Here is a 24,921-nt window from a genome sequence, read left to right on the forward strand (position 1 = left end):
CCTCCAGTTGGAGGACAGCGTCCCGCACCGGCACGACACCGCCGGTGACTCCGGACGGGGCACCCCTTCCCCGCACCCCGCGCTGGGGCGGGAGCAGGTGGTGCCCAACCCGCGTTCCGCCCGTATCAGGGGGACGCTCATCGCGGGCCTCGCGGTCAGCCGCGCGGAAACCCCGCCAGCAGCGGGTACCGGGCTCCAACGGTACACGCCAGGACAGGAGCCAGCTCCTGTCGCTCGCCGAGCAGTCCTTGGAGCACCGCGGCGGGAGTCCCCAGCCAGCCGCGGCCGTGAGGTGTTGCTGGGCTTCGCACGAGGCACACCCCTGCTGAGTCGAGGTGTGCTGCCAGACACTGCCCGTTCGCGGCCCGGCACGCTGCCCGTGCGGGCACTTGAAGCCGCGACGCCTCATCCCCAACTCGTTGCGCATCTCGATGCCGCCAGAGCACCCCAGCCGGCGGCGGATGGCGACAGGCGGAGGAGGCGCTCTCATGAAGAGGGGAGTCGTGTGTCGGGCCACCAGGACGTGGTTGCTCGCGGGAGCGGTGTGTCTTCCCGCGGGCGCGTGGGCGGACAGCCACAACCTGTCCTATCCGGTGGTGCTGCCGGAAGGCGCTGGCTTGTCGCTGCGAGCGGGGCTGACGGCCCCCCGCCTCGAGGGCCACTGGTGGTACGGCTGGACGCAGGGCGACACCCCGGTGGTCTGCGCCCCGAGCACCTGCACGCCTCCGCCAGGCGTGGACGTGTGGCGCGTGTACCCCCAGGACCAGGGTGGGCACTGGCAGGCGGGCGTCTTGAATGGGACGCCGGGCGCCATCGTGGGCGCGTCCGAGGTGGACTGGAGCGACGCGCTCGAGAACACCACCTGGAGCACCGCGTCCGCCATCCGCGTGGAGACGACGCTCTACACCCCGCTCGCCGAGCCCTTGCCGGCCTACGAGATGCTCCATCTCCATGGTCAGGGAGCCCGGGAGATGCAGGGCGTGGTGGCGTCGGACACGGACCCGGCCATCCCCTCGCTCTCCGAGACCGGGGACGCCACGGTGGTGACGCCGTGCGCGCGGCTCACCATCCAGAAGCTGGAGCCCTCCGACTCGGCCTCACGGCCGCGGGAGGAGCGTTTCCAGTGGAACGCCGCCACGGGAGAGTGGAATGGCGCGGCGTACACGCTCGTCAACAGCGCGGTCTGGGAAAAGGGTGACCAGGGCCGGGCCAGGGGCCTGTCCTCCGTGGTGGATGTGCGTGGCAAGGCGCTCTTCCGGTACGACTGGGAGCTGTGGCGCGCCGTGTTGCCTTCGCACGTCAGCGCGGCGGGCTGGTACCGCCTGACCTTCAGCCTGGACGGGAGCGCCGCGGGCGGCAAGCGCTGCGGCGGGTACGCGCTCAACACCTCCATCGCGGAAGCGGACGTGGAGGTGGGGGAGAAGTACCCGGCCGTGGTCGACGTCGTGTGGAACCTGTCCTACGTGGACATCTACGTGCGCCAGAAGGACTGACCGGGAGTGTCGGGCCGTGGATTCTCGCGGCTCCTTCTCCATCCAGGCGTGTACCGCCCTGGCATGGGCATTCTTTTTACCTCGCCAGGGGTGGCCTCATGGGAACGTGATGCCCAGCTTGCTTGCCACCCTTGATGGAGGCTTTTTCGCGTGGAGACGAAGGGCGCCCAGCCCGAATCTGGACAGAGCCAGCCCAGGCGCCGAGGGCCCTCGCTCTTCGCCTGGCTCAGCCTGGGCGCGAGCGTCGTCATCGGGGTGGCGGCCGGAATCGGCGGCTTCACCTTCGCCTACGCGAAGGGCGGCTCCTACATGACGGACAACCCGGCGGCGTGCGCCAACTGTCACATCATGCAGGACCAGTACGCCGGGTGGAGCAAGTCCAGCCACCATGCCGTGGCCGTCTGCAATGATTGCCACACGCCTCCCAGCTTCGTCGGCAAGTACGTCGCGAAGGCGCGCAATGGCTGGCACCACTCGGTGGCCTTCACCTCCGGCGACTTCCACGAGCCCATCCAAATCACCCCGCACAACCGGGACATCACCGAGCAGCGCTGCCGCTCGTGCCACCAGCCCATCGTGCAGGCCATCGACGCGCACGCGGCCTCCACGAGAGCCGAGGGTGATGACGGCTCCATCTCCTGCATCCGCTGTCACAACGACGTCGGACACGCTCCCTGACCTCTCCTGGATCCGAACCGTATGGAAGCTTCTCGCACTCGCCGCAGAATCGCTCTCCTCGTCGCCGCCATGGTGCTCGCCGCTGGCGCCGCCGCTGGCGCCGCCGCGCTCGCGGTGAACATCATGGAGCGCAAGCAGGAGTCCCGGAATCCCTTCTACCGGGTCGTCGAGCTCAACGACGAGACGGTGGATCCCGCCGTCTGGGGCAAGAACTTCCCCCTGCAATACGACGACTACAAGCGCACGGTGGACATGGCGCGCACGAAGTACGGCGGCAGTGACGGCGTGCCGCGCGCGCCCACCGCCAACGACCCGCGCGAGGTGACGGCCCAGTCGCGCCTGGAGGAGGACCCGCGCCTGAAGACCTTCTGGGCGGGTTATGCCTTCGCGGTGGACTTCCGCGAGGAGCGCGGCCACGCGTACATGCTGGACGACCAGACCTTCACCGAGCGGCAGGTGGTGACGAAGCAGCCGGGCACGTGCATGCACTGTCACGCCTCGGTGTACGTGCCCTACAAGAAGCTGGGCGGGGGAGACCTCATCAAGGGCTTCGAGCAGATGAACCACATGCCCTACATGGAGGCGCGCAAGCTGGTGGAGCACCCGGTGGCGTGCATCGACTGCCATGACCCGGGCACGATGCAGCTGCGGGTGACGCGGCCGGGCTTCCTCGAGGGCATCCGCGCGCTCAAGGCCAGCCAGGGCGTGCAGAACTACGACGTGAACACGATGGCCACCCGCCAGGAGATGCGCACGTACGTGTGCGGCCAGTGCCACGTCGAGTACTACTTCAAGGGCCCGGAAAAGCGGCTGACCTATCCCTGGTCCAAGGGCATCAAGATCGAGAACATCCTCTCGTACTACGACGAGAACCCGCACAAGGACTGGACGCACGCGGAGACGGGCGCGCCGGTGCTCAAGGCGCAGCACCCCGAGTTCGAGATGTACAACCAGGGCATCCACGCGCGCTCGGGTGTCTCGTGCGCGGACTGCCACATGCCCTACAAGCGCGAGGGCGCGCTGAAGATTTCGGACCACCACGTGCGCAGCCCGCTGCTCAACGTGAACCGCGCCTGCCAGACGTGCCACAACTGGACGGAGGAGGAGCTGACGCAGCGGGTGAACACCATCCAGGACCGCACCTTCGAGCTGCGCAACCGGGCGCTGGACGCGATGGTGGCGCTCATCGGTGACATGAAGGCCGCGCGCGCGGCGGGCAAGACGGACGCGGACCTGAAGACGGCGATGGACCTGCAACGCCGCGCCCAGTTCATGGTGGACTTCGTGGAGGCGGAGAACTCCATGGGCTTCCACGCGCCCGAGGAGGCCGCGCGCATCCTGGGCATCGCCATGGACCTGGCCCGGCAGGGACAGCTCGCCGTGCGTCAGCCGGACTACCAGCCCATCAGCTTCCCCGCGCCTCCCAATGTGAAGCCCACGCCGCGCGAGGTGACGCCGCCCCCGGGTTCCAGCACCGGGGGCAGCGGGCACTGAGTCACGCCAGGTTGTGGAAGACGCGCTGGACGTCCTCGTCCTGTTCCAGCGCGTCCACGAGCGCGAGCACCTCGTTCGCCTTGTCCTCGGGTAGCTCGATGAGGTTCTGGGCGATGTACTCGGACTCCGAGGAGAGGGGCGTGAGCCCCCGGGCCTCGATGGCCGCCTGGAGCTGACCGAAGTCGTTGAAGGCGCAGCGGATGATGATCTGCTTCTCGCCCTTCTCGCCGGTCCCTTCGCCCATCTCCTGCAGGCCGTGGTCGATGAGATCCAACTCGAGCGCCTCGAGGTCCAACCCCTCGGGAGCGAGCCGGAAGACGCCCATGCGCTGGAAGAGGTAGGCGACGCTGCCGGTGGTGCCCATGTTGCCGCCGTTGTCCTTGAAGTGCATGCGGACGTTGGCCACGGTGCGCACCACGTTGTCGGTCGCGGTCTCCACGAGGACGGCGATGCCGTGCGGCCCGTAGCCCTCGTAGAGGACGACCTCGTAGTCCTTGGCGTCCTGGCCGCTGGCGCGCTTGATGGCGGCCTCGACCTTGTCCTTGGGCATGTTGCCCAGGCGGGCGTTCTGGAGCGCCCGGCGGAGGGCCGGGTTGTTGTCCGGGCTGGGGCCGCCAGCCTTCACTGCGATGGCGATGTCCTTGCTGATCCGCGTGAACAGCTTCGCCATCTTGTTCCAGCGGGCGAACATCGTGGTCTTGCGGGTTTCGAAGATGCGTCCCATGGTGGCCGGAGAATGCTCAAGCCCTCGGGTCTTCCACAAGGCCCGTCAGCGCCCGGACGCACCCGAAGTCACACCGGGGCCCGCTTCCCGTACAGCCGCCCGGCCGTTCCCTCAGGCTGCCGCCGGGGTGCTCCGCGGCACCGCGGGCAGGACCAGGACGAAGCGGGCGCCCCCCTCGGAGCGGTTCTCCGCCACGAGTGAGCCCCCCACCCGCGACACGTACTCGCGGCACAGGGCCAGTCCCAGCCCCGTCCCGTCCCCGGGCTGCTTGGTGGTGAAGAAGGGCTCGAAGACTCGCGGCAACACCTCCGGAGCCAGCCCCGGGCCGTTGTCCTCCACCTCCAACCGCACCCCGCTCTCCACCTGTCGCGCCTTCATCAGGATGTGGGCCCGGCGCGCGGGCACCGCCACCTCCACCGCGTCCGCCGCGTTCAGCAACAGGTTCACCAACACCTGCACCAGCTGCCGCTGCCCCAGCCGCACCCCCGGCAGCTCCGGTGGAATCTCCAGCACCACCTCGCCCAGGCTGCGCAGGCGCACCGAGGCCAGCCGCTGCGCCTCCTGGATCGCCTCCTCCGGCCGCCCCTCCGCCTCGCCGCCGTTGCCCTCGCGCGAGAAGCGCCTCAGGTCCCGGACGATCTGCTGGATGCGAAGCACTCCATCCTGCGTCTCGGCGAGCACGTCGCGCAGCTCCGCGCGGTCCAGCGGTCCGTCCTCGTCCATCAGCTCCTGCTGGATGAAGCACAGGTTGGACTTCACGAAGGCCAGCGGGTTGTTCACCTCGTGGGCCACCCCGGCGGCCAGCTGTCCCACCAGCACCAGGCGCTCCACCTCGGCGCGCTCCGCCTCGGCGCGTCTGCGCAGCCGCTCGCTCTCCGCGAGCTGCTCCAGCGCCACCAGCATCTGCTGCTGCGCCGCCTTCTCCGCGTCCCGCATGCGCTGGTACGACTGCACCCCGAAGAGGGCCACCGTTCCGATCATTCCGAAGCCCGACACCTGCAGCATCATCTCCCGCGGCGCGATACCAGCCATCAGGTCCAGCGCCACCACCATCGCCATCACGCCTCCGAGGGTCAGCACCGTGAGCACGCGGCTGTCCGGGGTGGTGACGGCAACGACGAGCGGCAGGGCGCCGAGCATCGGGAAGTAGGGGCTGTGCGGCCCTCCGGTCAGGTGGATGAGGGCCGTCGCCCCCACGAGGCTGATGAACCCCGTCAATGCTCCCACCCACCTCACGGGGATCCACCCACCCCCGAACACCGTTCCGATCACCCCGAAGCCCGCGCTCCACCCGACGAGGGTCAGTGTGATCTCCTGGCGGAAGGTCCCCGACACCAGGCCATGGGCGACCCATCCCACGAGCAGAAGGGCCGCGCAGACGAAGCAGTTCCTCCTCTTCGTCCGAAGAAGGGCCCGTAGTTCGGGGGAGTCAGCCGTCATGGGGCACTCAGTGTAACATTTCAATCAGATGCGCGAGGGACTCATGCGTGTTGCTCCGGTTCAAGGGGCATGGGGGCGGGAGCCTCGTGCGCCACGGGCACGACGAAGCAGAAGGTGCTTCCCCGGCCGGGCTCGCTCTCCACCCAGATGCGGCCCCCGTGTGCCTCGACGAGCCCCTTGGCGATGGACAGCCCGAGCCCGGCTCCGCGGCGGTCTCCATGCCGCATCTGCCAGAAGCGGTCGAAGAGGTGCTCGAGGGCCTCGGGAGGAATCCCCGGGCCGGTATCGCTCACCCAGAAGCGCACCACCGGCCCCTCGCATCTGGCACCGAGCGTCACCCGCCCTCCCGGGGGGGTGAACTTCAGGGCGTTGCCGATCAGGTTGGAGAAGACCTGGAGGAGCCGCTCCCGGTCCGCGCGCACCCAGGGCAATGCCTCGCGCACCTCGGTGCTCAGTTGGAACTGCGAGGCCAGCGGGAGCGCCGCCTCGAGGGCCTCCTGGAGGATGTCCTCGGCGGGCTCCGGGTGGGTCTCCACGGCCATCCTGCCGGCCTCCATGCGGCTCACGTTCAGCAGATCCTGGATCAACCGGTTCATGCGGTCCACGGAGCCGCGGATGGCGCGCAAGGGGACCTGGAGCCGCGCATCGCCAGCGTTGGCCTGCTGCCGCAACAGGGTCTGGGCACTGATCGAAATGGTGTTCAGCGGATTGCGCAGGTCATGCGCCACCACGGCCAGGACGTCGTCACGTGCCTGGGCTGCCTCCCGGGCGGTCCGGTAGAGCCGGGCGCTCTGGAGCGCGAGCGCGGCCCGGTGGGCCAGCTCCTCCCCCAGCCGCAGGTCCTCCTCTCCATACGCGCGCCGGGGCGCGGCGCGGACGAGGACGAGCACTCCCAGGAAGCGTCCATGGATCAGGAGTGGCAGGCCCATGAGTGACCGCGGCTTCAGCTCCCGCAGGAGCTGGAGGTACTCCTTGTTCCGGGCGATGGACTCGAGGTTCCCGAAGGACACCTTCGACATCACCCAGGGCCGCCGCGTCTCCATCACGGTCGTGACGAAGGGCGGGCTCCGTTTCTCCAGCACCGCCCGCTCCAGGGCCTCGGCCAGGTAGGCCTTGTCCGGCTCACGGTGCACGACCTTCAGCCGCCGCTCCTGCCAGTCCTCCTCCTCCAGGGCGAGGATGCCACAGTCCGCCAGGGAGCGGACCGCCAGCCGCGTGATGTTCGTGAGGGTCTGCTCGTAGTCCAGCGTCGACGCGAGGAGATCGCCCACCTCGGTGAGGAAGCGTGCCTCCTGCTCCTGCCTCTCCCTCTCGGTGATGTCGTGCAGGACGAGCGTGAAGAGCCGGGAGCCATCGACCTCCCGCTTGGAGAGGGTGATCTCCACGGGGAACGTGTCACCCCCCTTGCGCTGGCCAACGAGACCCGGGCCGTGCTCGCCCAGCCGCTGCGCCTCGCCCGGCGAGGCCACGAAGGCTCGCACGTGCTGCACTTGCGCGAGGCGAAGAGCTTCGGGGAAGAGGAACTCCAGGGGCTGGTCGAGCACCTCGTCGCTGGAGTATCCGAACATCCGCTCGGCGGCCCGATTGAAGAGGATGATCCGCTCCGCCTCGTCGAGGCAGAGGATGGCGTCTCCGGCGATGGCGATGATGCACGAGAGCCGGGCCTCGGAGACGCGAAGCGCCTGCACGGTGGTCTCGAGCCGCGCGCGGCTCCACTCCGAGGCCTCCCGCTGCTCGAACCAGAGATGGACTCCCAGGGTCAGTGCCAGCACCACCAGCACCGCACGTGGGAGGGTCCAGCCTACCGGGTGCTCCCAGGTCATCAGGGCCTGCACCAGGGTGAGGGCCCCCAGGGCCAGGAGTCCCGAGAGCTTCACCCTTCCCGTCGTCCCGGAGAGGCGCCAGTGCATGTCCCTTGCATTTCCCCCCGGTTCAACTTGTGGCGGGGGTGCGGCCCTTCCAATCCCGAAGCACGCGAGGGACGGAGGCAGGCAGGGCGACGCCAGGGTGTCCTCCATCCCGGTGAAGGCGAGCGCGCTGACTATCCTTGCTCAGGAGGAGGCGTGCGCGCCGGAGAACCATGGAGCGAGGCCAGCCACCGGAAATCGACTTCCCTCGTCTGCTCGCGTCCTATGGCGCGGTCCAGCTGGCGGGGAACCTTCGAGGCGTCCTGCGCCTCCTCGACGAGGCGCTGGAGAAGGGGGCCTCCGTCACCGAGTTGCAGTGCCACGTCATCCAGGTGGCCCAGCGGGAACTGGGGAGGCTCTGGCAGGGCAATCTCATTGGCATCGCCCAGGAGCACCGGGCCACCGCCATCTCCCAGGTGGCACTCGCCCATCTCTTCTCACGCGCCCAACCCGCGCCGCCCCAGGGCGTGAGCGTGGCGGTCGCCTGCGTCGAGGGCGAGCTGCACGAGATGGCCGCCCGCCTGTTGTCCGACTTCCTGGAGCTGGCCGGCTTCACCGTGATGTACCTTGGAGCCAACCTGCCCACCGACAGCCTGCTATCGCTCCTCGAGCAGGAGCCGCCAGACGTGCTGGCCCTCTCGGTGACGATGGTCTTCAACATCCCGGCCCTTCGCCGGGCCGTCGCGGAGGTTCGCGGTCGGCTGGGCCCCGGCCTTCCCATCCTCATAGGAGGTCCCGCCATCGACGACATCCCCGGACTGGTGGCCGAGCTGGGCGTGGGGAGCTCGGGCCCGGCTCCAGCCCAGCTGGAGGCCGCCGTCCTGCGCGCGGTGGAGCAGCGCCTCCACTGAGTGAGGCGCCAGCGGCTCAGGCCGAGGGTTTGCCCTCTCCTCTGCCCTCGCCGAGGAACCGGGCCCGCAGCGCGTGGACCACCTCGGCGTCCCAGCGCGTGGAGAACACCTCCACCACCGTGCGGCGGTAGCGCAGCGCGCACGCGAGGCACAGCGTGGTGACCGTCATTCCAATGAGGCTGTTCTGCCAGGAGGCCAGGTCCCACTGCCCATCCCAGAACCACTCGGTCCGGCTGGTGGGCCAGAAGTACCAGATGGGCCAGCCCGGGCCGCTGCCGGCGAGATCGCACAGCAGGTGGAGGTGGAAGGCCAGCAGGGCCAGCGCCGCCACCCGGAGCCGCTGCCGGGCCATCATCGCGCACACCAGCGCCGTCAACAGCGCGCCCACGTACCCGTGGAAGAGGAGGTGGTGGTAGGTCGAGTACATCTCCACCCCACCCAGGAGGCTCAGTCCATCCAGGTCCGGCGCCAGCCCCGCGCAGACGACGAGCACTCGGTCCCGCCGCGCCTCCAGGCGCTGCGTCATCAACCAGGACAGTTCGGCGTGGACGATGGGGTTCATGCGAGGGGCTCGGCGCTCAGGTGTCCGCGGGCGCGTCGTAGTTGGGCGTCAGGTCGATCACGTACGCGGTGAGCAGGTGGTAGATGATGACGTTGCTCACCCAGAAGAACATGGCGGGGAAGCTCACGTACACCATGGCGGAGCCCGGCCACACGTGGAGGGGCTGTCCGGTGAGCTGCACCGCGAGGAAGCCTCCCACCCACTCGCCCACCCAGCACACCCCCGTGGCGATGGCCACGCGCGTCCAGATCTTCATCCCCTTGGGGTGGAACCAGTAGTAGTGCAGCGTCCACATCAGGAAGACGGAGCCCGCCCAGAGCACCATGCTGCCGAAGGAGAACCAGCCGTAGGGCGAGGCCGGGTACACCCAGCCGTACGTCCCGTTCACCGCCTTCCAGGCCTGGTTCTGGCTCAGCTCCAGGAGCCACAGCAGCGGCGCGACGTAGAGAATCTGGGTGGCGAGCACCCGCGCGTAGACGCCGAACGGGCGGCGCTGGGCCTCGGCGGACAGAGCAATCGTGTTCATCAGGTCCCCCCTGTGATGATGGAATGTCGTGGTTCGACCGTTGGTGATGCCCCACTCCGCACCCGTGCCGCTTCCCTCAGGCCGTCAACCACTTCCATTCTGGCGCCAAAACCCGGCGTTTTGCCAGGGGCCGGCCACTCCTTGCCGGTCCAACCGTGCCAAGCTCACCCCGTTCCCCCTCAGGAGCCAGTCATCATGTCCACACCCACACCGCGCAACATGACTGACTACGAGGCCACCTACCGCGGTTTCCGGTGGGAGCGCCCCGAGTATTTCAACTTCGCCACGGACGTCATCGACCGCTGGGCCGCCGAGCGCCCCGATGCCCCCGCGCTGCAGTGGAGCGACGAGGCGGGGCAGGCCCGCGTCTTCACGTGGAAGGACGTGAAGCAGCGCTCGCTTCACGCGGCGCAGTTCCTCACCAGCCAGGGCCTGCACAAGGGCGACCGCGTCTTCGTGATGATGCCGAGGATTCCGGAGTGGTGGTTCCTCGTCCTGGGGTGCATCCGCGCCGGCATCGTCTTCATGCCGGGCACGCCGATGCTCACCCCCAAGGACATCCGCTACCGCCTGCTGGCGGCGGACGCCAACGGCGTCATCGCGGACGCGAGCTGCCTGGACAGGTTCGAGGGCCTGGTGGGCACGGGCCGGGTCGAGACCTGGGTGGCCGTGGGCCAGGCGCCCTCGCCCTGGGTGCGGTACGAGCCCGGTGGGTCGGGCACCGGCTCGCATGGTGCGCAGTTCGAGCGCACCCGGGCGGATGACCCGATGCTCATCTACTTCACCTCGGGCACCACGGGCATGCCGAAGATGGTGCAGCACACGCAGGCCAGCTATGGCCTGGGACACCAGATTACGGGCCGCTACTGGCTGGACCTGACGCCGGAGGACCGGCACCTGACGCTGTCGGACACGGGCTGGGCCAAGTGCGCGTGGGGCAAGCTGTTCGGTCCGTGGAGCCAGGGCGCGTGCAACGTGGTGTTCGACTTCCGGGGCCGCTTCGACGCGGCGCGGGTGCTGCGGGTGCTCGAGCGGCAGAGGGTGACGACGTTCTGCGCGCCGCCCACGGCGTGGCGGGCCATCGTGCTGCAGGACCTGTCGCAGTACGACCTGTCCTCGGTGCGGCACGCGCTGAGCGCGGGCGAGCCGCTCAACCCCGAGGTCATCGACACGTGGAAGCAGGCCACGGGGCTGCACATCCGCGAGGGCTACGGGCAGACGGAGTCGGTGGTCATCGTGGGGATGTTCTCCGCGCTGGAGCCGAAGGCGGGCTCCATGGGCAAGCCGTCCCCGGGCTTCGAGGTGGCGATCATCGACGGGGAGGGGAAGGAGGTGCCGGTGGGGCAGGAGGGCGACATCGCGGTGAAGGTGAAGCCGGAGTGGCCGGTGGGGCTGTTCCGGGGCTACCTCAACGACGACTCGGCCAACCGGGTGGCCTTCCGGGGCGACTGGTACGTGACGGGTGACCGGGCGGTGAGGGACGCGGAGGGGTACTTCTGGTTCGTGGGGCGCAGCGATGACGTCATCAAGACTTCGGGCTACCGGGTAGGGCCCTTCGAGGTGGAGTCGGCGCTGCTGGAGCACGCGGCGGTGGCGGAGTCGGCCGTGGTGGGCGTGCCCGACGAGCGGATCGGCCAGCGCATCAAGGCGTACGTGGTGCTGGCGCCGGGCTTCAAGGGCTCGACCCAGCTCGCCGAGGAGCTCCAGGAGTACGTGAAGAAGACGACAGCCCCCTACAAGTACCCAAGGGAGATCGAGTTCGTGACGGAGCTGCCCAAGACGGTGAGCGGGAAGATCCGCCGCACGGACCTGCGGGCCCTGGCGCAGCAGAAAAAGGACTGAACCCCGGGCGGGAGGATTTCCGAACCGACCTGTATTTTTTCCGGGCTTGCTTGATTTCCTCGTCCATACCGGGAGATATGGAAGGTGTAATTTTCCACTCCCCGTGCGAGGAGAAGCAGCGATGTCCAGACGCCCGTTGGCCTTGTTGTCGGCTGTCCTGTTGTCCCAGGCGTGTAACCCGGTGACGGAGGAGTCGCCCGCGCCCGCCCCCGAGGCGGCCACTGCCGTCGAGCAGCCCCTGGCGGTCGCGGGCTTCGCCGAGCTGCACCACCACATGTTCGCCGAGGAGGCGTTCGGCGGTGGCTGGTTCCACGGCAGCCACACCGGCACGCTGGTGAGCTGTGACGGTGGCGAGCCGGAGAGCGATCACGCCCGCGTGCGCATGGACCTGAGCAACCTGCTCAACGTGTGCCCCAACGCGGGAGGCGTGGACCTGTCCTCCACGCCGGTGTTGGCGCAGCTGTTCGGCATTGGCGGGGCGGTGGGCTCGGAGTTCATCGGGAAGATCGAGGGGACGGAGGGCGACACGGGCCTGCACCTCGGGCGCAAGCAGGTGCCCACCCAGTGGCCGCGCTGGGACACCATCGCCCACCAGCAGGCATGGGAAGGCTGGCTGAAGCAGGCGAAGGACGGTGGCCTGTCGCTGGTGACGGTGTCGCTGGTGAGCAACGGCTTCCTGTGCAGCGCGCTGCCCTACCAGAACCTCAATCGCCCCTGCGACGAGATGGCGGACATCGAGTTGCAGCTGCAGATGGCGCGTGACTTCGACGCGCGCACGGACTGGGCGGAGATCGCCCTGTCGCCCGCGCATGCCCGGCAGATCATCGGGGCGGGCAAGCTGGCGATGGTGCTCTCCATCGAGACGAGCAAGCTGTTCGGCACCAAGGACTGGCGCGCGGAGCTCAACCGCTTCCACTCGCTGGGCGTGCGCTCCATCCAGCCGGTGCACCAGCTGGACAACCGCTTCGGTGGCGCGGCGCTGCACAACGCCATCTTCCAGGCCGCGCAGTTCCTGGAGAACTGCCACATCGACACGGACTGTGGCGTGACCGGCAATGGCTTCACGCTGGGCTTCGACGTGGACGCCAACTGCCGCAACGTGAAGGGCCTCACGGCCGATGGTCGCGCCCTGGTGCAGGAGATGATGGCCAAGGGCATGCTCATCGACGTGGCGCACATGTCCGAGCGCAGCGTGCGGGACACCTTCGCGGTGTCCCAGGCCAACAGCTACTACCCGCTCTACGTCTCCCACGGCCACTTCCGCGAGGTGATGAACCCGAAGCTGGCGGAGAACGAGAAGACGACGCCGGCGTGGGTGGTGAAGCAGCTGCGGCAGACGGGCGGCATGTTCGGCCTGCGCACGGCGCATGACGAGACACGGGCGTATACGCGCACGGCCGTGGCCAACAGCTGCCAGGGCTCGACGCGCTCGCTGGCCCAGGCGTACGAGTTCGGCCGCCAGGGCCTGAAGGTGCCCATGGCGTTCGGCGCGGACCTCAACGGCTTCATCCAGCAGACGCGGCCGCGCTTCGGCTCGTACGGGGCGTGCTCGGCGGGCTTCAAGGCCGAGGCGGACGCGCAGGCCGCCCAGCAGCGCATCTCCGGTCCGGCGCGCCTGGGCACGGACTTCGACGTGTACGGCCTGGCGCACGTGGGCCTGCTGCCGGACGTGGTGCGTGACCTCAAGCAGCTGGGCGTCAACACCACGGGCCTGGAGAACTCGGCGGAGACGTTCATCCGCATGTGGGAGCGCGCGCAGTCCACGCGCACGGGCATGGCGGACGCCGCGGCGGACATCGACACCAGCGGCGTGGCGCCGTACGTGGAGAAGGCCACCCGCGAGGCGCAGTACCCCCAGGTGTGCGGCAAGGCCTACGCGCCCAACTCCAAGGTGCTCGGCGAGACGTGCCGCTTCAACGAGGAGTGCGTCAGCGCGAAGTGCACCTCGCTGGACTGCGGCAACATCACCGGTACCTGCATCTGCGACGGTGACAACGACTGCGCCACCAGCCAGTACTGCGGCTGGGGCCTCAACACCGGCATCTGCCAGAACAAGAAGGCGCGCGGTGCCCTCTGCTCGGAGAACCGCGAGTGCCTCTCGAACAACTGCCGCTGGACGTTCACCTGCGGCTGAGCCCCTGAGTCACTGAGCCGTCGAGCGGGGGAGGTTCCAGGCACCGTGCCGGGACCTCCCCCGTGTCTCATTCGCGGCAGACCCGGGCGTAGCGGCAGGCCACCACCGAGGGTTGTTCCACCGGGTAGCCGGCCTGGATGGACCAGGCCAGGCGCACGAACTGGGCATGCGACCAGACGAGGGGCGTGGCGGAGAACGTCCCCTCGCCGGGAACGAAGCCGGGCTCTCCGGACGGAGGACGGCCATCCCATACCTGCTCGGGCAGCATGTACCCGTCGTTGCCCGAGCGGGCCATCGCGGCGAGGAAGCCGTCCGCGGGCTGTCCCACGAGGAGCGCGTACTCGCCCCGCTCGCCCGCGAAGATGGGCCAGGCCCTCCCGAGCGTCAGCCCGGTGTCGGGCTCGCTGATGTCCCACGGGGCGCCCTCGCGCGTCTCGCCATACCCGTCGAAGTCGTACCGGCGCCAGAAGGGACCGTTGGGCGTCTCCACCCGCAGCTGCGCGTCCACCACGGGCAGCGTTCGCACGATGGCCGGGTCATCCGCCGGCTTCACGCCCAGCCGCACCAGCTCGAGGAAGCTCGGGTCCACCACCCGGCGCTGGTCCACGGCGGACGGGCCTCCATCTCCCACGCTGTAGGTCGTTCCCGCGTTGGGATTCCCGTCCTTCGTCAGCCGCAGGTAGTACGGGTGCTGCGCCAGCGGCCCGTTGGCCGTCACCGTCCAGCCCTCCACCTGACGCTGCCAGGCGTCCGCGGTCGCCTCGTAGCGCTCGGCGGAGGCGGTGTCTCCGTTGCGGCGCGCGAGGTCCGCGGCGCAGATGAGCCCCGCCACCTCCGCGGCGATCGTCCCAGGTGAATAGCCCCCCTGGTTCTCCCAGCGCTCCTGCGGCGTGATGGGGCCGTTGGCCACCAGGAAGTCCGCCGCCTTGCGGATGTGCTCGGTGTACGTCCGCGCATCGGCCCGGCCGAGCTGCCAGGCCAGGACGATGGGGAGGGCGACTTCGTCGAGCTGGAGGCTGGTCCAGCGCGGGGTTCCATCCACCTCGGCGTTCTGCGGGAAGGAGCCGTCCGGCTTCTGCTGCACCTGGAAGAGGTGGTCGAGCGAGCGCTCCGCTCCTGCCCGGTCTCCGGCGGCCAGCAGCGCGGTGGCGACCTGATACAGGTCGCGCGACCACACGAGGTGGTAGGGCCCGGACGGGTTCTCCAGCTTCCGGGTGCCCCACACCCACGGCATGCTGGGCGAGGCGATGTAGGCGCCCCGGTAGGTCTTGTCCTCGGAGGCCGCCATCACCATCACCGACACGTCATAGGTGGTGCGCCAGGCCTGGGCGCTGGCCGGCGCGGGAGACAGCGAGTCCAGGTAGGCGTGCCAGCCGGCGGCGTACCGCTGGGCGAGCTCCTGGAAGCCCGTCTCCAGCGAGCCTCGTGCCGTCCGCTGGGCCTCGCGCGCCGTGGGGCCGAAGCCGAGCGCGAGCGTCACCTGCTGGCGGGAGCGCCCGTCCACCGCCAGCCGGGCCGTCTGCACCACGTTGCCCTCGGACGCCGAGCCGTAGCTCCAGCTCAGCGTGTAGTCCTCCCGGAGGTCGGTCCAGCCATCGCTCACGCCCAGGAAGCCGCTCGAGGTCCGCGTGAAGGCGGGCCGGGCCATCAGGGCGCTCGCGGCCTTCGCGTCGGTGGCGAGCAGCACGCCGTCATGGCTCGTGCCCGAGTCGTCCATGCCATCGTTGGACAGTGACGGGTCATACACCACGTAGAGCGCATACGGCTCACCGGAGAGGGACTCGAAGCGCACGTCGACGAGCAGCGCATCCCTGCCCGGGTCCGTCACGTACGTCTTGGTGAGACGGTAGCGGCCGGAGCGGGCGGTGTTCACCTGGCGGTAGGTGAGGCTGCGCGGCTCCACCAGCTCGACACGGTGCTCGGTGGCGTCCTGCTCCGACTCGGCGAAGGTGCGGCCATCGGAGACCACGAAGCGCAGGTCCCTCACGCTCGGAGTGCCGAGCGTGGGGTAGTAGACCTCCGTCAGCTCTCCGCTGGCGCCGAGCGTGTACCAGACGTGACTCGACTCCCCGTGCGCGGTGCCGAACCCCACCTTGTTCGCGGGCGTCCAGATGGCGAGCGAGCCAGGGCGGCCGGGCGCCGGAGGCCCCGCGCAGCCGGACAGCAGCAGCAGACCCGTTACGAGCGCCAGCCAGCCATGCGGCCGGAGGATGGGTTGCCTGGCGCTCGGATGATTGTCCCCTGCGTGAATGAAAGACATACGGGGTTCCTCGCCTTTGGACTCCGACAAGGGAGTACACGGGCGGGGGAACGCGCAACGGGCCCTTTGGGAGGGCCGTCAGTCATTGAATGGTACGGATGTCTACTTCACGCCGCGCGTGGAGTCCGAGGTGGGCGGAGACTCCTGGGCGGGGTGGGCATCCAACTCCTCGCGATCGAGCGAGGCGGGGAGGAGCGCGTTGGCCAGGATGCCCACGAGCGCGGCCAGGGCCATGCCGTGCAGCTCCAGGTGGACCCCGCCGAACGTGAGCGGCACCTTGGCGCCACCCAGGCCGAGCACGAGGATGAGGCTGACCACGATGAGGTTGCGGCTGTGGGCGAAGTCGATGCGCGCCTCGGAGAGGGTGCGGATGCCGACGGAGGCGATCATCCCGAAGAGCAGGATGCTCACGCCGCCGAGCACGCCGGCCGGGAGGCTCTGGAACACGGCGGCCAGCTTGGGCGAGAGGCCGAAGAGCATGGCGAAGCCGGCGGCGATGCGCAGCACGGCGGGGTCGTAGACGCGGGTGACGGCGAGCACGCCGGTGTTCTCCGCGTACGTGGTGGCGGCGGGGCCTCCGAGCGCGGCGGAGACCATGTTGGCGATGCCATCGGCGAAGAGGGTGCGCGGCAGGCCGGGGCGCTCGAGGAAGTTCTTCCCCACCACGCGGCCGTTCACGATGACGTCGCCGATGTGCTCGATGAAGGTGACCACGGCCACCGGGGCGAGCACGAAGATGGCCGTCCACGAGAAGGCCGGGGCGTGGAAGGCAGGCAGGCCCACCCAGGCGGCATCCCGGATGGCATCGAGCTTCGCGGGCTCCACCGCGCCGAGCACCAGCGACGTCACGTAGCCGGCGATGACGGCGATGAGGATGGGAATCATCTTGAAGAGACCCCGGGCGAAGACGCTGGTGATGATGGCGGCCAGCAGCGTGACGAGCGCCAGCCCCCAGTGACTCTGGGCCTGGTTGACGGCGACGTTGGCGAGGCCGAGCCCGATGACGATGATGACGGGGCCGGTGACGATGGGCGGGAAGATCTGCTGGATGCGCTGTATGCCGACGGCCTTCACCAGGGCGGAGAAGACGATGTACATGGCGCCGGCGGCGAGGAGCCCGCCACCGACGGCGGCGGGGCCCTCGGCCTTGAGCACGGCGATGATGGGGGCGATGAAGGCGAAGCTGCTGCCCAGGAAGATGGGCACGCCGAGCCCGGTGAGCACGTGGAAGAGGAGGGTGGCGAGCCCGGCGCCGAAGAGGGCGACGCTGGGGTTGAGGCCGGTGAGGAGCGGCACCAGCACGGTGGCGCCGAACATGGCGATGGTGTGCTGGAGGCCCAGCACGACCTTCTTCTGGAGCGGGAGGGGCGGCTGCATGGTGCGCGCTTACTCCACCGGTGACCTTGCCGGGTACTGACTTCTTGTTCGGGTGGGAGCGGGCGGTCGGAGGTGGAGAAGACGCTCGCGGCCATCCGCGAGCTGGCGTGAGCCACCGCCCCCATTCCGGCCTCACCCCAGCCGCAGGGGCAGGCTCCGCAGGCGCTTCCCGGTGAGGGTGAAGACGGCATTGGCCACGGCGGCCGCCACGGGTCCCATCGGCGGCTCGCCCATGCCGTGCGGCGTGTCGCCTTCGCCCACCAGCACCGTCTCGACGTCCGGGGCGTCCGCCATCGTCAGCAGCGGGTAGTCGTGGAAGTTCTCCGCCTCCACCTGCCCCTGCTTCACGGTGATCCGCTCGGACAGGGTGGAGCTCAACCCCATCATCACCGCGCCCTCCACCTGGGCCATGGCTCCGTCCGGGTTGATGACCAGGCCGCAGTCCACGGCGCTCGTGAAGCGGTGCACACGCACCCGGCCGCCCTCGACGGAGACCTCGGCCACCTGGGCCACCAGGGTCTTCACGTCCATGGAGCACGCGATGCCTCGGGCGCGGCCCTCGGGCGCGGCCGTTCCCCAGCCCGCGCGCGAGGCCGCCGCCTCCAGCACCTTGCGCCAGCGGCGGCCCAGCTCGTCTTCCGGCAGGTGCTTCAACCGGAAGGCCAGCGGATCCTCCCCGGCCGCGTGGGCCAGCTCGTCCATGAAGCTCTCCAGCGCGAACGTGTTGGCCAGTAGGCCCAGGCCGCGCCAGGTGCCGGTGGGCACGGGCAGCTTCACGCGCTGGGCCCGCGCCTGACGGTGGGCCACGGCGTAACGGATGGAGCCTCCCCGCCAGGCGCCGAGATCCGCCCCCAGCACCGCGGCCGCGACCTCCGGTATCAGCGAGAAGATGACGTCGCCGCTGGCCTGCTGGTGCTCGAACGCCAGCACCCGGCCGGACTCGTCCAGCGAGGCCCTCAGCTGGTGGTGCGTGGGCGGACGGAAGAATCCCTGGCGGAACTCCTCGGTGCGGTTCCACCCCACGTGCACCGGCCGGCCCGTGGCCCGCGAGAGCCTCGCGGCCTCGATGGCGGGCCGCGCGTCCAGGCGCCGTCCGAAGCCTCCTCCCAGGTAGGTGGGGAGGAGCTCGACGCTCTCCTCCTCGCGGTCCAGTGCCTTGGCCACCTGCTTGCGGATGCTCCCGGGCACCTGGGTGGCCATCCACACCCGCACCCGCTCCGGCTTCACCTCCACCAGCGCGGCCTGCGGCTCCAGGTGCGCGTGCGCCGCGATGGGCGTGCGGTACTCGGCGCTCAGGGGCTTGCCCCGTCCCAGGTGCGCCGGTGCGTCGCCCTCGTCCTGGACGATTACCCCCTCGCCCTCCTTCACGGTCGTCAGCGCCTCGATGTCCGCCTGCTGGAGGGACTCGCCCTCGGACCACTCCAGCTCCAGGTGGGCCAGGGCGGCATAGGCCTGCGCGCGGGACTCGGCGGCCACCGCGGCGAAGTCACCTTCCACCACCACCGCCACCACGCCCGGCTGCTGGGGCGCCTGGCCCTCGCGGGCACTGCGCAGCGTGCTCCCGAGTCTCGGCGGCCGGGCCACGGCGCCGTACAACATGCCGGGCAATCGCTGGTCATACGCGTACACCGGCTGGCCGGTGAGCTTGGCCTCCATGTCCACGCGCGGCATCGACTGGCCGATGAGCTGGAAGTCCTTCGCGGGCTTGAGGGCCGGAGCCTGCTCGGGCACCTCCCACGTGCCCGTGTGCTTCGCCACCACCTCGCCGTAGCGCAGCTTCCGCTCGGGCTGGTCTCGCACGCTGAACGTCCCGGCCGCCGCCACGAGCGACGCGGCCGGCACGCTCAACTGGCGGGCAGCCTCGGCGCGCAGCATCTCCCGGAGGGTGGCGGCCACCTCGCGCAGCGGGGTGAACAGGCCGACCACGGTCTGGCTGCCCGAGGTGCCTTGCGAATCCACCGGCCCACGGGAGGTGCTGGCGTGCACCACCTCCAACTGCTCCCAGGGGACCTCCAGCTCCTCGGCGGCGATCTGCGCCAGCGCGGTGTGGACGCCCTGGCCCATCTCCACCTTGGGCAGGTGCAGACGCACGCGGTCATCCGGGAAGAGCTCGAACCAGACGGTGGGATCCAGCTTGCCTTTCGGGGTGGGCATGTCGCCCTTGTCGAACCACTCCGCCACTCCCAGGCGCAGGGCGGGCAGACCCAGGGCCACGGCTCCGGTACCGCCTACGCCCAGGCCGAGCAGGAACTGCCGGCGCGTGGGACGCCAGCCCTTCTTCGGGAGCGAGTCGCTCATGGCTCCGTCTCCTCGGCCAGCTGGCTCGCCGCCGCGAGCACGGCCTTCTTGATGCGGGGGTAGGTGCCGCAGCGGCAGTAGTTGTGGCTCATGGCCTCCACCACCTGCTCGGGCGAGGGGCTCGGGTTCTTCTCCAGGAGGGCGGCGGCGGTCATCATCTGACCGCTCATGCACCAGCCGCACTGGGGGGCCTGGACCTGGAGGAAGGCCCGCTGCACGGGGTGCAGCCGCGGCTTGCCATCGGGGCCCGGGCGGGACAGGCCCTCCACGGTGCGGATGCGCTTGCCGGCCAGCAGGGAGATGGGCGAGATGCACGCGCGGGTGGCGACGCCATCCACGTGGACCGTGCAGGCGCCGCAGATGCCGGCACCGCAGCTGAAGCGGGTGCCCACGAGGCCCAGCTCGTCCCGAAGCACCCACAGCAGTACGCGGTGGGGGTTCTCGTCGGAGACCTCGTGTTCCTTGCCGTTGATGTCGAGCTTCATGGGGGCTCCCCGTCCTTCCAGCGGAGGTCCGCAGTCTGCGGAGGGTCGCCCGAAATATCCAGGAACGGTTGTGCTGGCCTGCCTGCCTGGCGTCCAGCTCAAAGGGGCCGAATGGAAGAGGAGGGTTACCGGCCCAGCAGCTTGACGGACGCACTCGCATTTCCTTGTGGTCCTGGGTGCGGCTGTCAGGCCATACAGCATCTGGGGAGGTGTGCCGAGGTGAGTGCCGCGAGGAGAGTGACATGACGCGCTACTTCAGGCTCACCGACGACATGACCAGCTCGGGGCGCTGGGAGTTGGGCACTCCCGTCAACGACCAAGGCCAGGAATGTGGGTCGCGGCTGTTCATGGCGGGAGAACCGGCTCATGTTGACGGCCTGCTTCGGGTTCCCGTCGATCATCCGGGCGAAGTGCTCGACTTCTCCCTCGCGGATGCTGGGGGATTCCCCGTCGTCACCAAGAGAGTGGCGAATGTCTTGTCCGAAATGGCTCCGGGGGATGTTCAGATCTTCCCCGTGGAGGTGGGCTCACAGCGCGAGCCGTACTTCCTGGTCAATGTCGTGCGGACTGTGAAGTGCATCGATGACGAGGCCTCCGAAGAGGTGCAGTACTGGAAGCTGGAGGATGGGGAGCCGGACAGAATCGGGGAGTACCGTGTCGTCGCCGGGATGCGCATCGACCCCTCCAAAGCAGGTGACGCCAGGGTGTTTCGCCCCTGGGGGTGGAAAGTCGTCCTCGTCGTATCCGAAGAGATCAAAGAGGCCCTCGAGCGCACAGGCGCAACGGGTATGGAGTTCACGGAGGTATTTGAAACTCGTCCTCGAAAACTGATGAGCCCGTAAAGGATGTCGAGTGGTGCTGGACCTTCTTGGTCCTCCAACGTGGCTGGGTGGTTCGGTTGGAATACGCTTACGGGAACGCCACGCCGTCGAGGAACTCGACCCTGGTGCCGCCTTCCTGGCCCCACAGCTTCAGGGTGAACGTGCCGCGCGCCTCGTTCTCCGTCGTCTCCAACTCCACCACGACGAGCAGCTTCCTCCCAGGGGGAGTCGTCTCCAGCGGCCAGAAGCTGAGGGGCTCCAACTCCACGTGATTGGAGCCCGCCAGCACCGCACCGGCGGGCGTCCAGGCCCGTGTCCCCGTGTTCTCGACCTTCATCTTCACGGCCAGGCGCACCACCTTCTGCCCTCTCTCCGTGCGCGCGGTGAGGGAGCGGTAACTGCGCGCTGACAGGAGTTGGATCGTGTTGCCTGGTCGTGCGGTGACGGCGTCACTGATGTCCTTGTATGCAACGCCCCCTTCGCCCATGAGCTCGTGGGCGATGAGACCCGTGAGCCCCACCTGCCCGGCGCACTCGGCCTGGATACGAGCTTTCTCCTCCCGGCATTGCCGCGCTTCGGCCCGCGCCTGCTGCTCACCCTGCCGATAGGACGCGAGCGTGCGCGATTGGCGAGTCACCTCCACCAGTTGTTCGGCCTGGGAGGGGTGCACCACCAGCCAGAAGGTCGCGCTCGCGGGGGCCGCGCCGTCCTCGAAGTAGACTGTCACCGGCACACGGTCCCCATCGGTCAATGCTTCCGAGGGGATGAGCGTCAGGGACACCGTTCCCGCATCCACCACCTGGAAACGTTCCGGCCTGGCCAGTTCCACGCGCGCCACTCGCGAGTCGAAGACAAGGGTGGTGGATATCCCAGGGTGGATGCACACCTCTCCCTGATTGTTTGGGGCTTCCGCTGTCAGCCCCAGGTGGCGCGTGCCCATCTCGCAGACAGGGAGTGGCGACTGTGCGGCGGCATGGGTGGGGGCCGCGAGCAGAGCCCATCCCACGAGGGCGGTGGAAGGCAGTACCAACACGGAGCGAGGACCTCCAGAGCGAGCGGACGAAACTGGAAAAGTTGGCCTCTATCACACTTCCTGCCCGGTAGTGTATAGGGTGCACTTGTCGCTCGGTGCGCTCCGCGCGTGGGCGCACAATAGGAGGAGGACCTTCCGGTCGCGCGCCGCACGAACTGGTCCGACCATCGGACCAGTTTCTCCCAAGCGCGCCCGGGAGCTCCCCTGGACAGGACCTACCCCACCTGACTCAGTCGAAGTGGTCCACCACCCGCACCTGTGCAACGGGGCTGACCAGCACATTTCCTGGTGGCTCGCTACCGGGCTTGAGGGCGAGGCCGACATTGTCACTCGTATCCAGCAGCTCCATGCACACCCGGTACGTCTCCCCGCTGGGCGTGTGGGCCGTGGTGAAGCGGCCGTACACGCGATTCTCCCCGAAGAAGAGCCGCCCGGAGAGTCGGGTGTTGGTCGGTAGAGCGATCTGTCCCTGGGCGTTTACCCAGTGGCCACCAACACGGACCGGCGTGTCTTCGCGCACGGGGACGGGCCTGCCCCGCACTTTGGACCAGTCGACCTCCGTTCTTTCTCCGATGTGCAGGCCCAGTATCTCGGTCATGATCTTCACGGCGCCCGCCGGGCACTCCTGGGGTAGAGGTTCCTGGCGCACCGGCGGCACCTGCTGCTGCGCGCTGAGACAGGCCTGCAGGGCGGCTCCAGCCAAACCCAGACATACGTTGCGCGCGGCGGTCCCCGCGCTGCTGGGCTGTGTGTCCCGCTGGGGGTCATTCGTCTTCTTTTGTTTCTTCTTCACGGGAGCTGTGTCCTTTCCGGACGCGGCGGCCGCGGGGAGTGGCTCCACCGGCGGCGGAGCCGCGGCCCGTGCAGATTCCGGCGGCGTCTCCGGGGGCGCCACTTCCTGGCCAGCACTGGCCTCTGGCGTTGGCTGCACGGCGGGGGACGTGACGGGTGAGGACCCGGTGGCCACCTCGCGCCCAGTCCTCCATTGTGCCGCGAGCCATGCACCGCCCAACACCAGCCCCAACCCCAATCCCACGCCCGCCCAGGTCGCTGCGTGTCGCGGCGTCATTCTCGCCCGCCTGTTGCCAGCCAACTCCGCCCTGCCGCTCAGTGGTACCTTCCAGGATGCGTCCGCTCGGGCCCTGAGCGTCTCCAATGCCGCGCACAGCGCCACGGCACCCGGGTAGCGCTCCTCGGGCGTTTTCGCCAGCAGCCGCAGGCACACCTCCTCCACCGCCAGGGGCACTCTCGGGTTGACGAGGTGCGGGGGCATGGGCGCCTGGTTCAGGACGGCCTCCACGTCCACGTTGCCGTGCTCACCCGGCAGGAAGGGGTCGCGCCCCGTCAGCAGCCGGTAGAAGACGACTCCCAGCGCGTACAGGTCATCTCCCACTCCGGCCCGGTAGTGCGCTCCCTGTACGCCCTTGTTCTCCCGGCCGAAGCGCCACGCCTCGGGGCTACGGTACCGGGGCGTACCCGGGGGAAACAGCCCCTCGGTAAGGGTGGGCGCCCCGTCGTAGTAGCCCACCCCGAAGTCCACCAGCACCGCCTGCCCGTCACTGCGGCGCACCAGGATGTTGGCCTCCTTCACGTCCCGGTGCACCACTTGCGCCTCGTGTGCCACCGCCAGGGCGCGTGCCACCTCCATCACCCTGTCCACCACCTGGCTCGTGTCCACGTCGTGCTCGCGCGCCCAGACGTCCAGCCTCACTCCGTCCACCAGTTCCTGTTTCAGGTAGATGAAGCGAGGGTCCTGGGCGGGCCAGCGGCCCGCCTCCAGCACCCGCGCCAGGTTGGGGTGGCGCAGGTGCAGACGCGCTCCGATGAGGGCCTCGCGCCAGGCGCGTGTCTCGCCGTTCACCAGGGGCACCATCTTGAGGGCGGAGCGGTCCCCCTTGGGGCCTCGTGTCTGGTACACAGTGCCGAAGCCGCCCGCCCCGAGCACCGCTTCCACCACGTCCCCCCCGATGCGCGTGCCGGGTGGCAGTGGGGGCGTTTCGAGCGCACTCATGGAGTCCTCGCGCCAGAGGTATCTGGAACATGGGAATGGAGATGTGAAGTCATGGGGGGCCTACCTCCCAGGACCTCAACTTAGCAGGTTCTGCGCCGGAACCGCCTCTTCCAACGCGAACTCAGGGCCGCTCTAGCGGGGTCTCCTGGACCGCGCACGTCACGGAGAGGGTGTGGGGCGTGTAGATGAGGAGCGTGCCCAGCGAGAGCAGCACGTCGATGGCGCTCACGCGCAGCTCGGTGCGCACGGGCTGTGCGCAGTAGCGCGTGGTGTCGACGGTGCCCGTCCCGATGAAGCCATTGAGGTACGTGGGAACCCGCTCCTCATAGGTGACGAGCTGATCCTCGGGAGGAGGGGGCCGCTGCTCGAAACGGAAGTGATAGCAGCCGGTGCTGCATCCCAGGACGAGCAGGGGCACGAGAACGGAGCGCATCATGTTTCCATGCTGGCCCCCTTTGCCGTGGCGAGGGAGCCACGGCGCGAGCCGTTGATGCCGGGCGAACACTCCCGCCTGGGTCTGTGAGATCAGACCACGCCGAGGTACCCGAACTCCTGGCCGCGCTCGAATGCGTCGAGCAGTGCTCTTGGGAAGAAGCAGAGCTGGCGGAGCTCTTCCTCCTCGCGCCATTCGACGCCCTCTTGATCCGGGTCTTGCTCCTGGCCCCGGATGTCCTTCGAGAGCGGCCGCTCCAGCGTGCACTCGAAGAACAGCTCCACCTGGTGGAAATCAGGTGGCAGGGCCCGATCCTCGGGGCCCGCGATGCACTCGCGAACGAACCGGAGCGGCCCCACGCGGATGCTCGCCCCGGTCTCCTCCTCCACCTCACGAACGAGCGCGGCTTCCATTCCCTCCCGATGCCGCTGCCCACCCCCGGGCAGCGCGTACCTGTCGCCCCTCTCGTCCCGGTAGCGGATGACGAGGAGCCGTCCTTCGTGACGGATGATGGCTCGCGCCGCCGTGCGGATGGTGGTCATGGTGCTCCCG

The 24,921-nt window shown here is 69.1% G+C and carries 20 protein-coding genes; 7 read left to right on the plus strand and 13 right to left on the minus strand.

All coding sequences use genetic code 11. From position 1 onward, the window contains the following. Window positions 1-488: 488 nt before the first annotated feature. From NR810_RS21000 to NR810_RS21010, 3 genes are all read left to right on the plus strand, one after another. Window positions 489-1,493, plus strand: a complete 1,005-nt coding sequence (locus tag NR810_RS21000; protein WP_257454903.1) for a hypothetical protein — start codon at window positions 489-491, stop codon at window positions 1,491-1,493. 150 nt (window positions 1,494-1,643) lie between these two features. Next, window positions 1,644-2,171: a cytochrome c nitrite reductase small subunit gene (gene nrfH, locus NR810_RS21005; RefSeq protein ID WP_407653810.1), complete on the plus strand. Its 528-nt coding sequence runs from the start codon at window positions 1,644-1,646 to the stop codon at window positions 2,169-2,171. Between the two features lie 21 nt (window positions 2,172-2,192). Then, window positions 2,193-3,665, plus strand: a complete 1,473-nt coding sequence (locus NR810_RS21010) for an ammonia-forming cytochrome c nitrite reductase subunit c552 (protein WP_257454905.1) — start codon at window positions 2,193-2,195, stop codon at window positions 3,663-3,665. A 1-nt stretch (window position 3,666) separates the two neighbouring features. Here NR810_RS21010 and NR810_RS21015 read toward each other — a convergent pair whose 3' ends face one another. From NR810_RS21015 to NR810_RS21030, 3 genes are all read right to left on the minus strand, one after another. Next, on the minus strand, window positions 3,667-4,389 hold the full coding sequence (locus tag NR810_RS21015) for a YebC/PmpR family DNA-binding transcriptional regulator (RefSeq protein ID WP_257454908.1): 723 nt from the start codon (window positions 4,387-4,389) through the stop codon (window positions 3,667-3,669). A 111-nt stretch (window positions 4,390-4,500) separates the two neighbouring features. Beyond that, window positions 4,501-5,829 carry a sensor histidine kinase gene (locus tag NR810_RS52165; RefSeq protein ID WP_306818360.1) on the minus strand — a complete coding sequence of 443 codons (1,329 nt, stop codon included), beginning with the start codon at window positions 5,827-5,829 and terminating at the stop codon, window positions 4,501-4,503. A gap of 41 nt (window positions 5,830-5,870) precedes the next feature. After that, the gene (locus NR810_RS21030; protein WP_257454910.1) at window positions 5,871-7,739 is read right to left on the minus strand and encodes a sensor histidine kinase; all 1,869 of its coding nucleotides are present in this window, start codon (window positions 7,737-7,739) and stop codon (window positions 5,871-5,873) included. A 170-nt stretch (window positions 7,740-7,909) separates the two neighbouring features. Between NR810_RS21030 and NR810_RS21035 the strand changes: the two genes are divergently transcribed. Next, the gene (locus NR810_RS21035) at window positions 7,910-8,587 is read left to right on the plus strand and encodes a cobalamin B12-binding domain-containing protein (protein WP_257454913.1); all 678 of its coding nucleotides are present in this window, start codon (window positions 7,910-7,912) and stop codon (window positions 8,585-8,587) included. A 16-nt stretch (window positions 8,588-8,603) separates the two neighbouring features. Here the strand turns inward: NR810_RS21035 and NR810_RS21040 are convergent, their stop codons facing one another. Both NR810_RS21040 and NR810_RS21045 read right to left on the minus strand, forming a co-directional pair. Continuing rightward, complete coding sequence (locus tag NR810_RS21040; RefSeq protein ID WP_257454915.1) at window positions 8,604-9,149, minus strand: metal-dependent hydrolase; 546 nt, start codon at window positions 9,147-9,149, stop codon at window positions 8,604-8,606. 16 nt (window positions 9,150-9,165) lie between these two features. Continuing rightward, window positions 9,166-9,675: a hypothetical protein gene (locus NR810_RS21045; RefSeq protein WP_257454918.1), complete on the minus strand. Its 510-nt coding sequence runs from the start codon at window positions 9,673-9,675 to the stop codon at window positions 9,166-9,168. A 195-nt stretch (window positions 9,676-9,870) separates the two neighbouring features. Between NR810_RS21045 and NR810_RS21050 the strand changes: the two genes are divergently transcribed. Together NR810_RS21050 and NR810_RS21055 are read left to right on the plus strand one after the other, a co-directional pair. Continuing rightward, window positions 9,871-11,517 (plus strand): acyl-CoA synthetase, encoded by a 1,647-nt coding sequence (locus NR810_RS21050; protein WP_257454920.1) that lies wholly within the window; start codon window positions 9,871-9,873, stop codon window positions 11,515-11,517. 121 nt (window positions 11,518-11,638) lie between these two features. Beyond that, a complete protein-coding gene (locus NR810_RS21055) occupies window positions 11,639-13,651 on the plus strand; it encodes a membrane dipeptidase (protein WP_257454923.1) in 2,013 nt (670 codons plus the stop codon). Between the two features lie 67 nt (window positions 13,652-13,718). Here the strand turns inward: NR810_RS21055 and NR810_RS21060 are convergent, their stop codons facing one another. From NR810_RS21060 to NR810_RS21075, 4 genes are all read right to left on the minus strand, one after another. Next, entirely contained in the window at window positions 13,719-15,911 is a 2,193-nt protein-coding gene (locus NR810_RS21060) for a glucan 1,4-alpha-glucosidase (RefSeq protein WP_257454925.1), read from the minus strand. Between the two features lie 102 nt (window positions 15,912-16,013). Then, window positions 16,014-17,288 (minus strand): uracil-xanthine permease family protein, encoded by a 1,275-nt coding sequence (locus NR810_RS21065; RefSeq protein ID WP_257454927.1) that lies wholly within the window; start codon window positions 17,286-17,288, stop codon window positions 16,014-16,016. Between the two features lie 132 nt (window positions 17,289-17,420). After that, on the minus strand, window positions 17,421-19,586 hold the full coding sequence (locus NR810_RS21070; protein WP_257454929.1) for a xanthine dehydrogenase family protein molybdopterin-binding subunit: 2,166 nt from the start codon (window positions 19,584-19,586) through the stop codon (window positions 17,421-17,423). Continuing rightward, on the minus strand, window positions 19,583-20,071 hold the full coding sequence (locus NR810_RS21075) for a (2Fe-2S)-binding protein (RefSeq protein WP_257454931.1): 489 nt from the start codon (window positions 20,069-20,071) through the stop codon (window positions 19,583-19,585). The genes NR810_RS21070 and NR810_RS21075 overlap by 4 nt, the downstream gene beginning before the upstream one ends. Before the next feature lie 242 nt (window positions 20,072-20,313). Here NR810_RS21075 and NR810_RS21080 point away from each other — a divergent pair, with 242 nt between their 5' ends. Next, window positions 20,314-20,913 (plus strand): imm11 family protein, encoded by a 600-nt coding sequence (locus NR810_RS21080; protein WP_257454934.1) that lies wholly within the window; start codon window positions 20,314-20,316, stop codon window positions 20,911-20,913. A 67-nt stretch (window positions 20,914-20,980) separates the two neighbouring features. Here NR810_RS21080 and NR810_RS21085 read toward each other — a convergent pair whose 3' ends face one another. From NR810_RS21085 to NR810_RS21100, 4 genes are all read right to left on the minus strand, one after another. Continuing rightward, window positions 20,981-21,925: a DUF2381 family protein gene (locus NR810_RS21085; protein WP_257454936.1), complete on the minus strand. Its 945-nt coding sequence runs from the start codon at window positions 21,923-21,925 to the stop codon at window positions 20,981-20,983. Window positions 21,926-22,154: 229 nt separating this feature from the next. Continuing rightward, window positions 22,155-23,936 (minus strand): serine/threonine-protein kinase, encoded by a 1,782-nt coding sequence (locus tag NR810_RS21090; protein ID WP_257454938.1) that lies wholly within the window; start codon window positions 23,934-23,936, stop codon window positions 22,155-22,157. Between the two features lie 121 nt (window positions 23,937-24,057). Further along, a complete protein-coding gene (locus NR810_RS21095) occupies window positions 24,058-24,372 on the minus strand; it encodes a Bor family protein (protein WP_257454940.1) in 315 nt (104 codons plus the stop codon). 89 nt (window positions 24,373-24,461) lie between these two features. After that, window positions 24,462-24,911: an NUDIX domain-containing protein gene (locus tag NR810_RS21100; RefSeq protein ID WP_257454942.1), complete on the minus strand. Its 450-nt coding sequence runs from the start codon at window positions 24,909-24,911 to the stop codon at window positions 24,462-24,464. Window positions 24,912-24,921: the final 10 nt, after the last annotated feature.

It is taken from the genome of Archangium lipolyticum, assembly GCF_024623785.1.
GTDB lineage: Bacteria > Myxococcota > Myxococcia > Myxococcales > Myxococcaceae > Archangium > Archangium lipolyticum.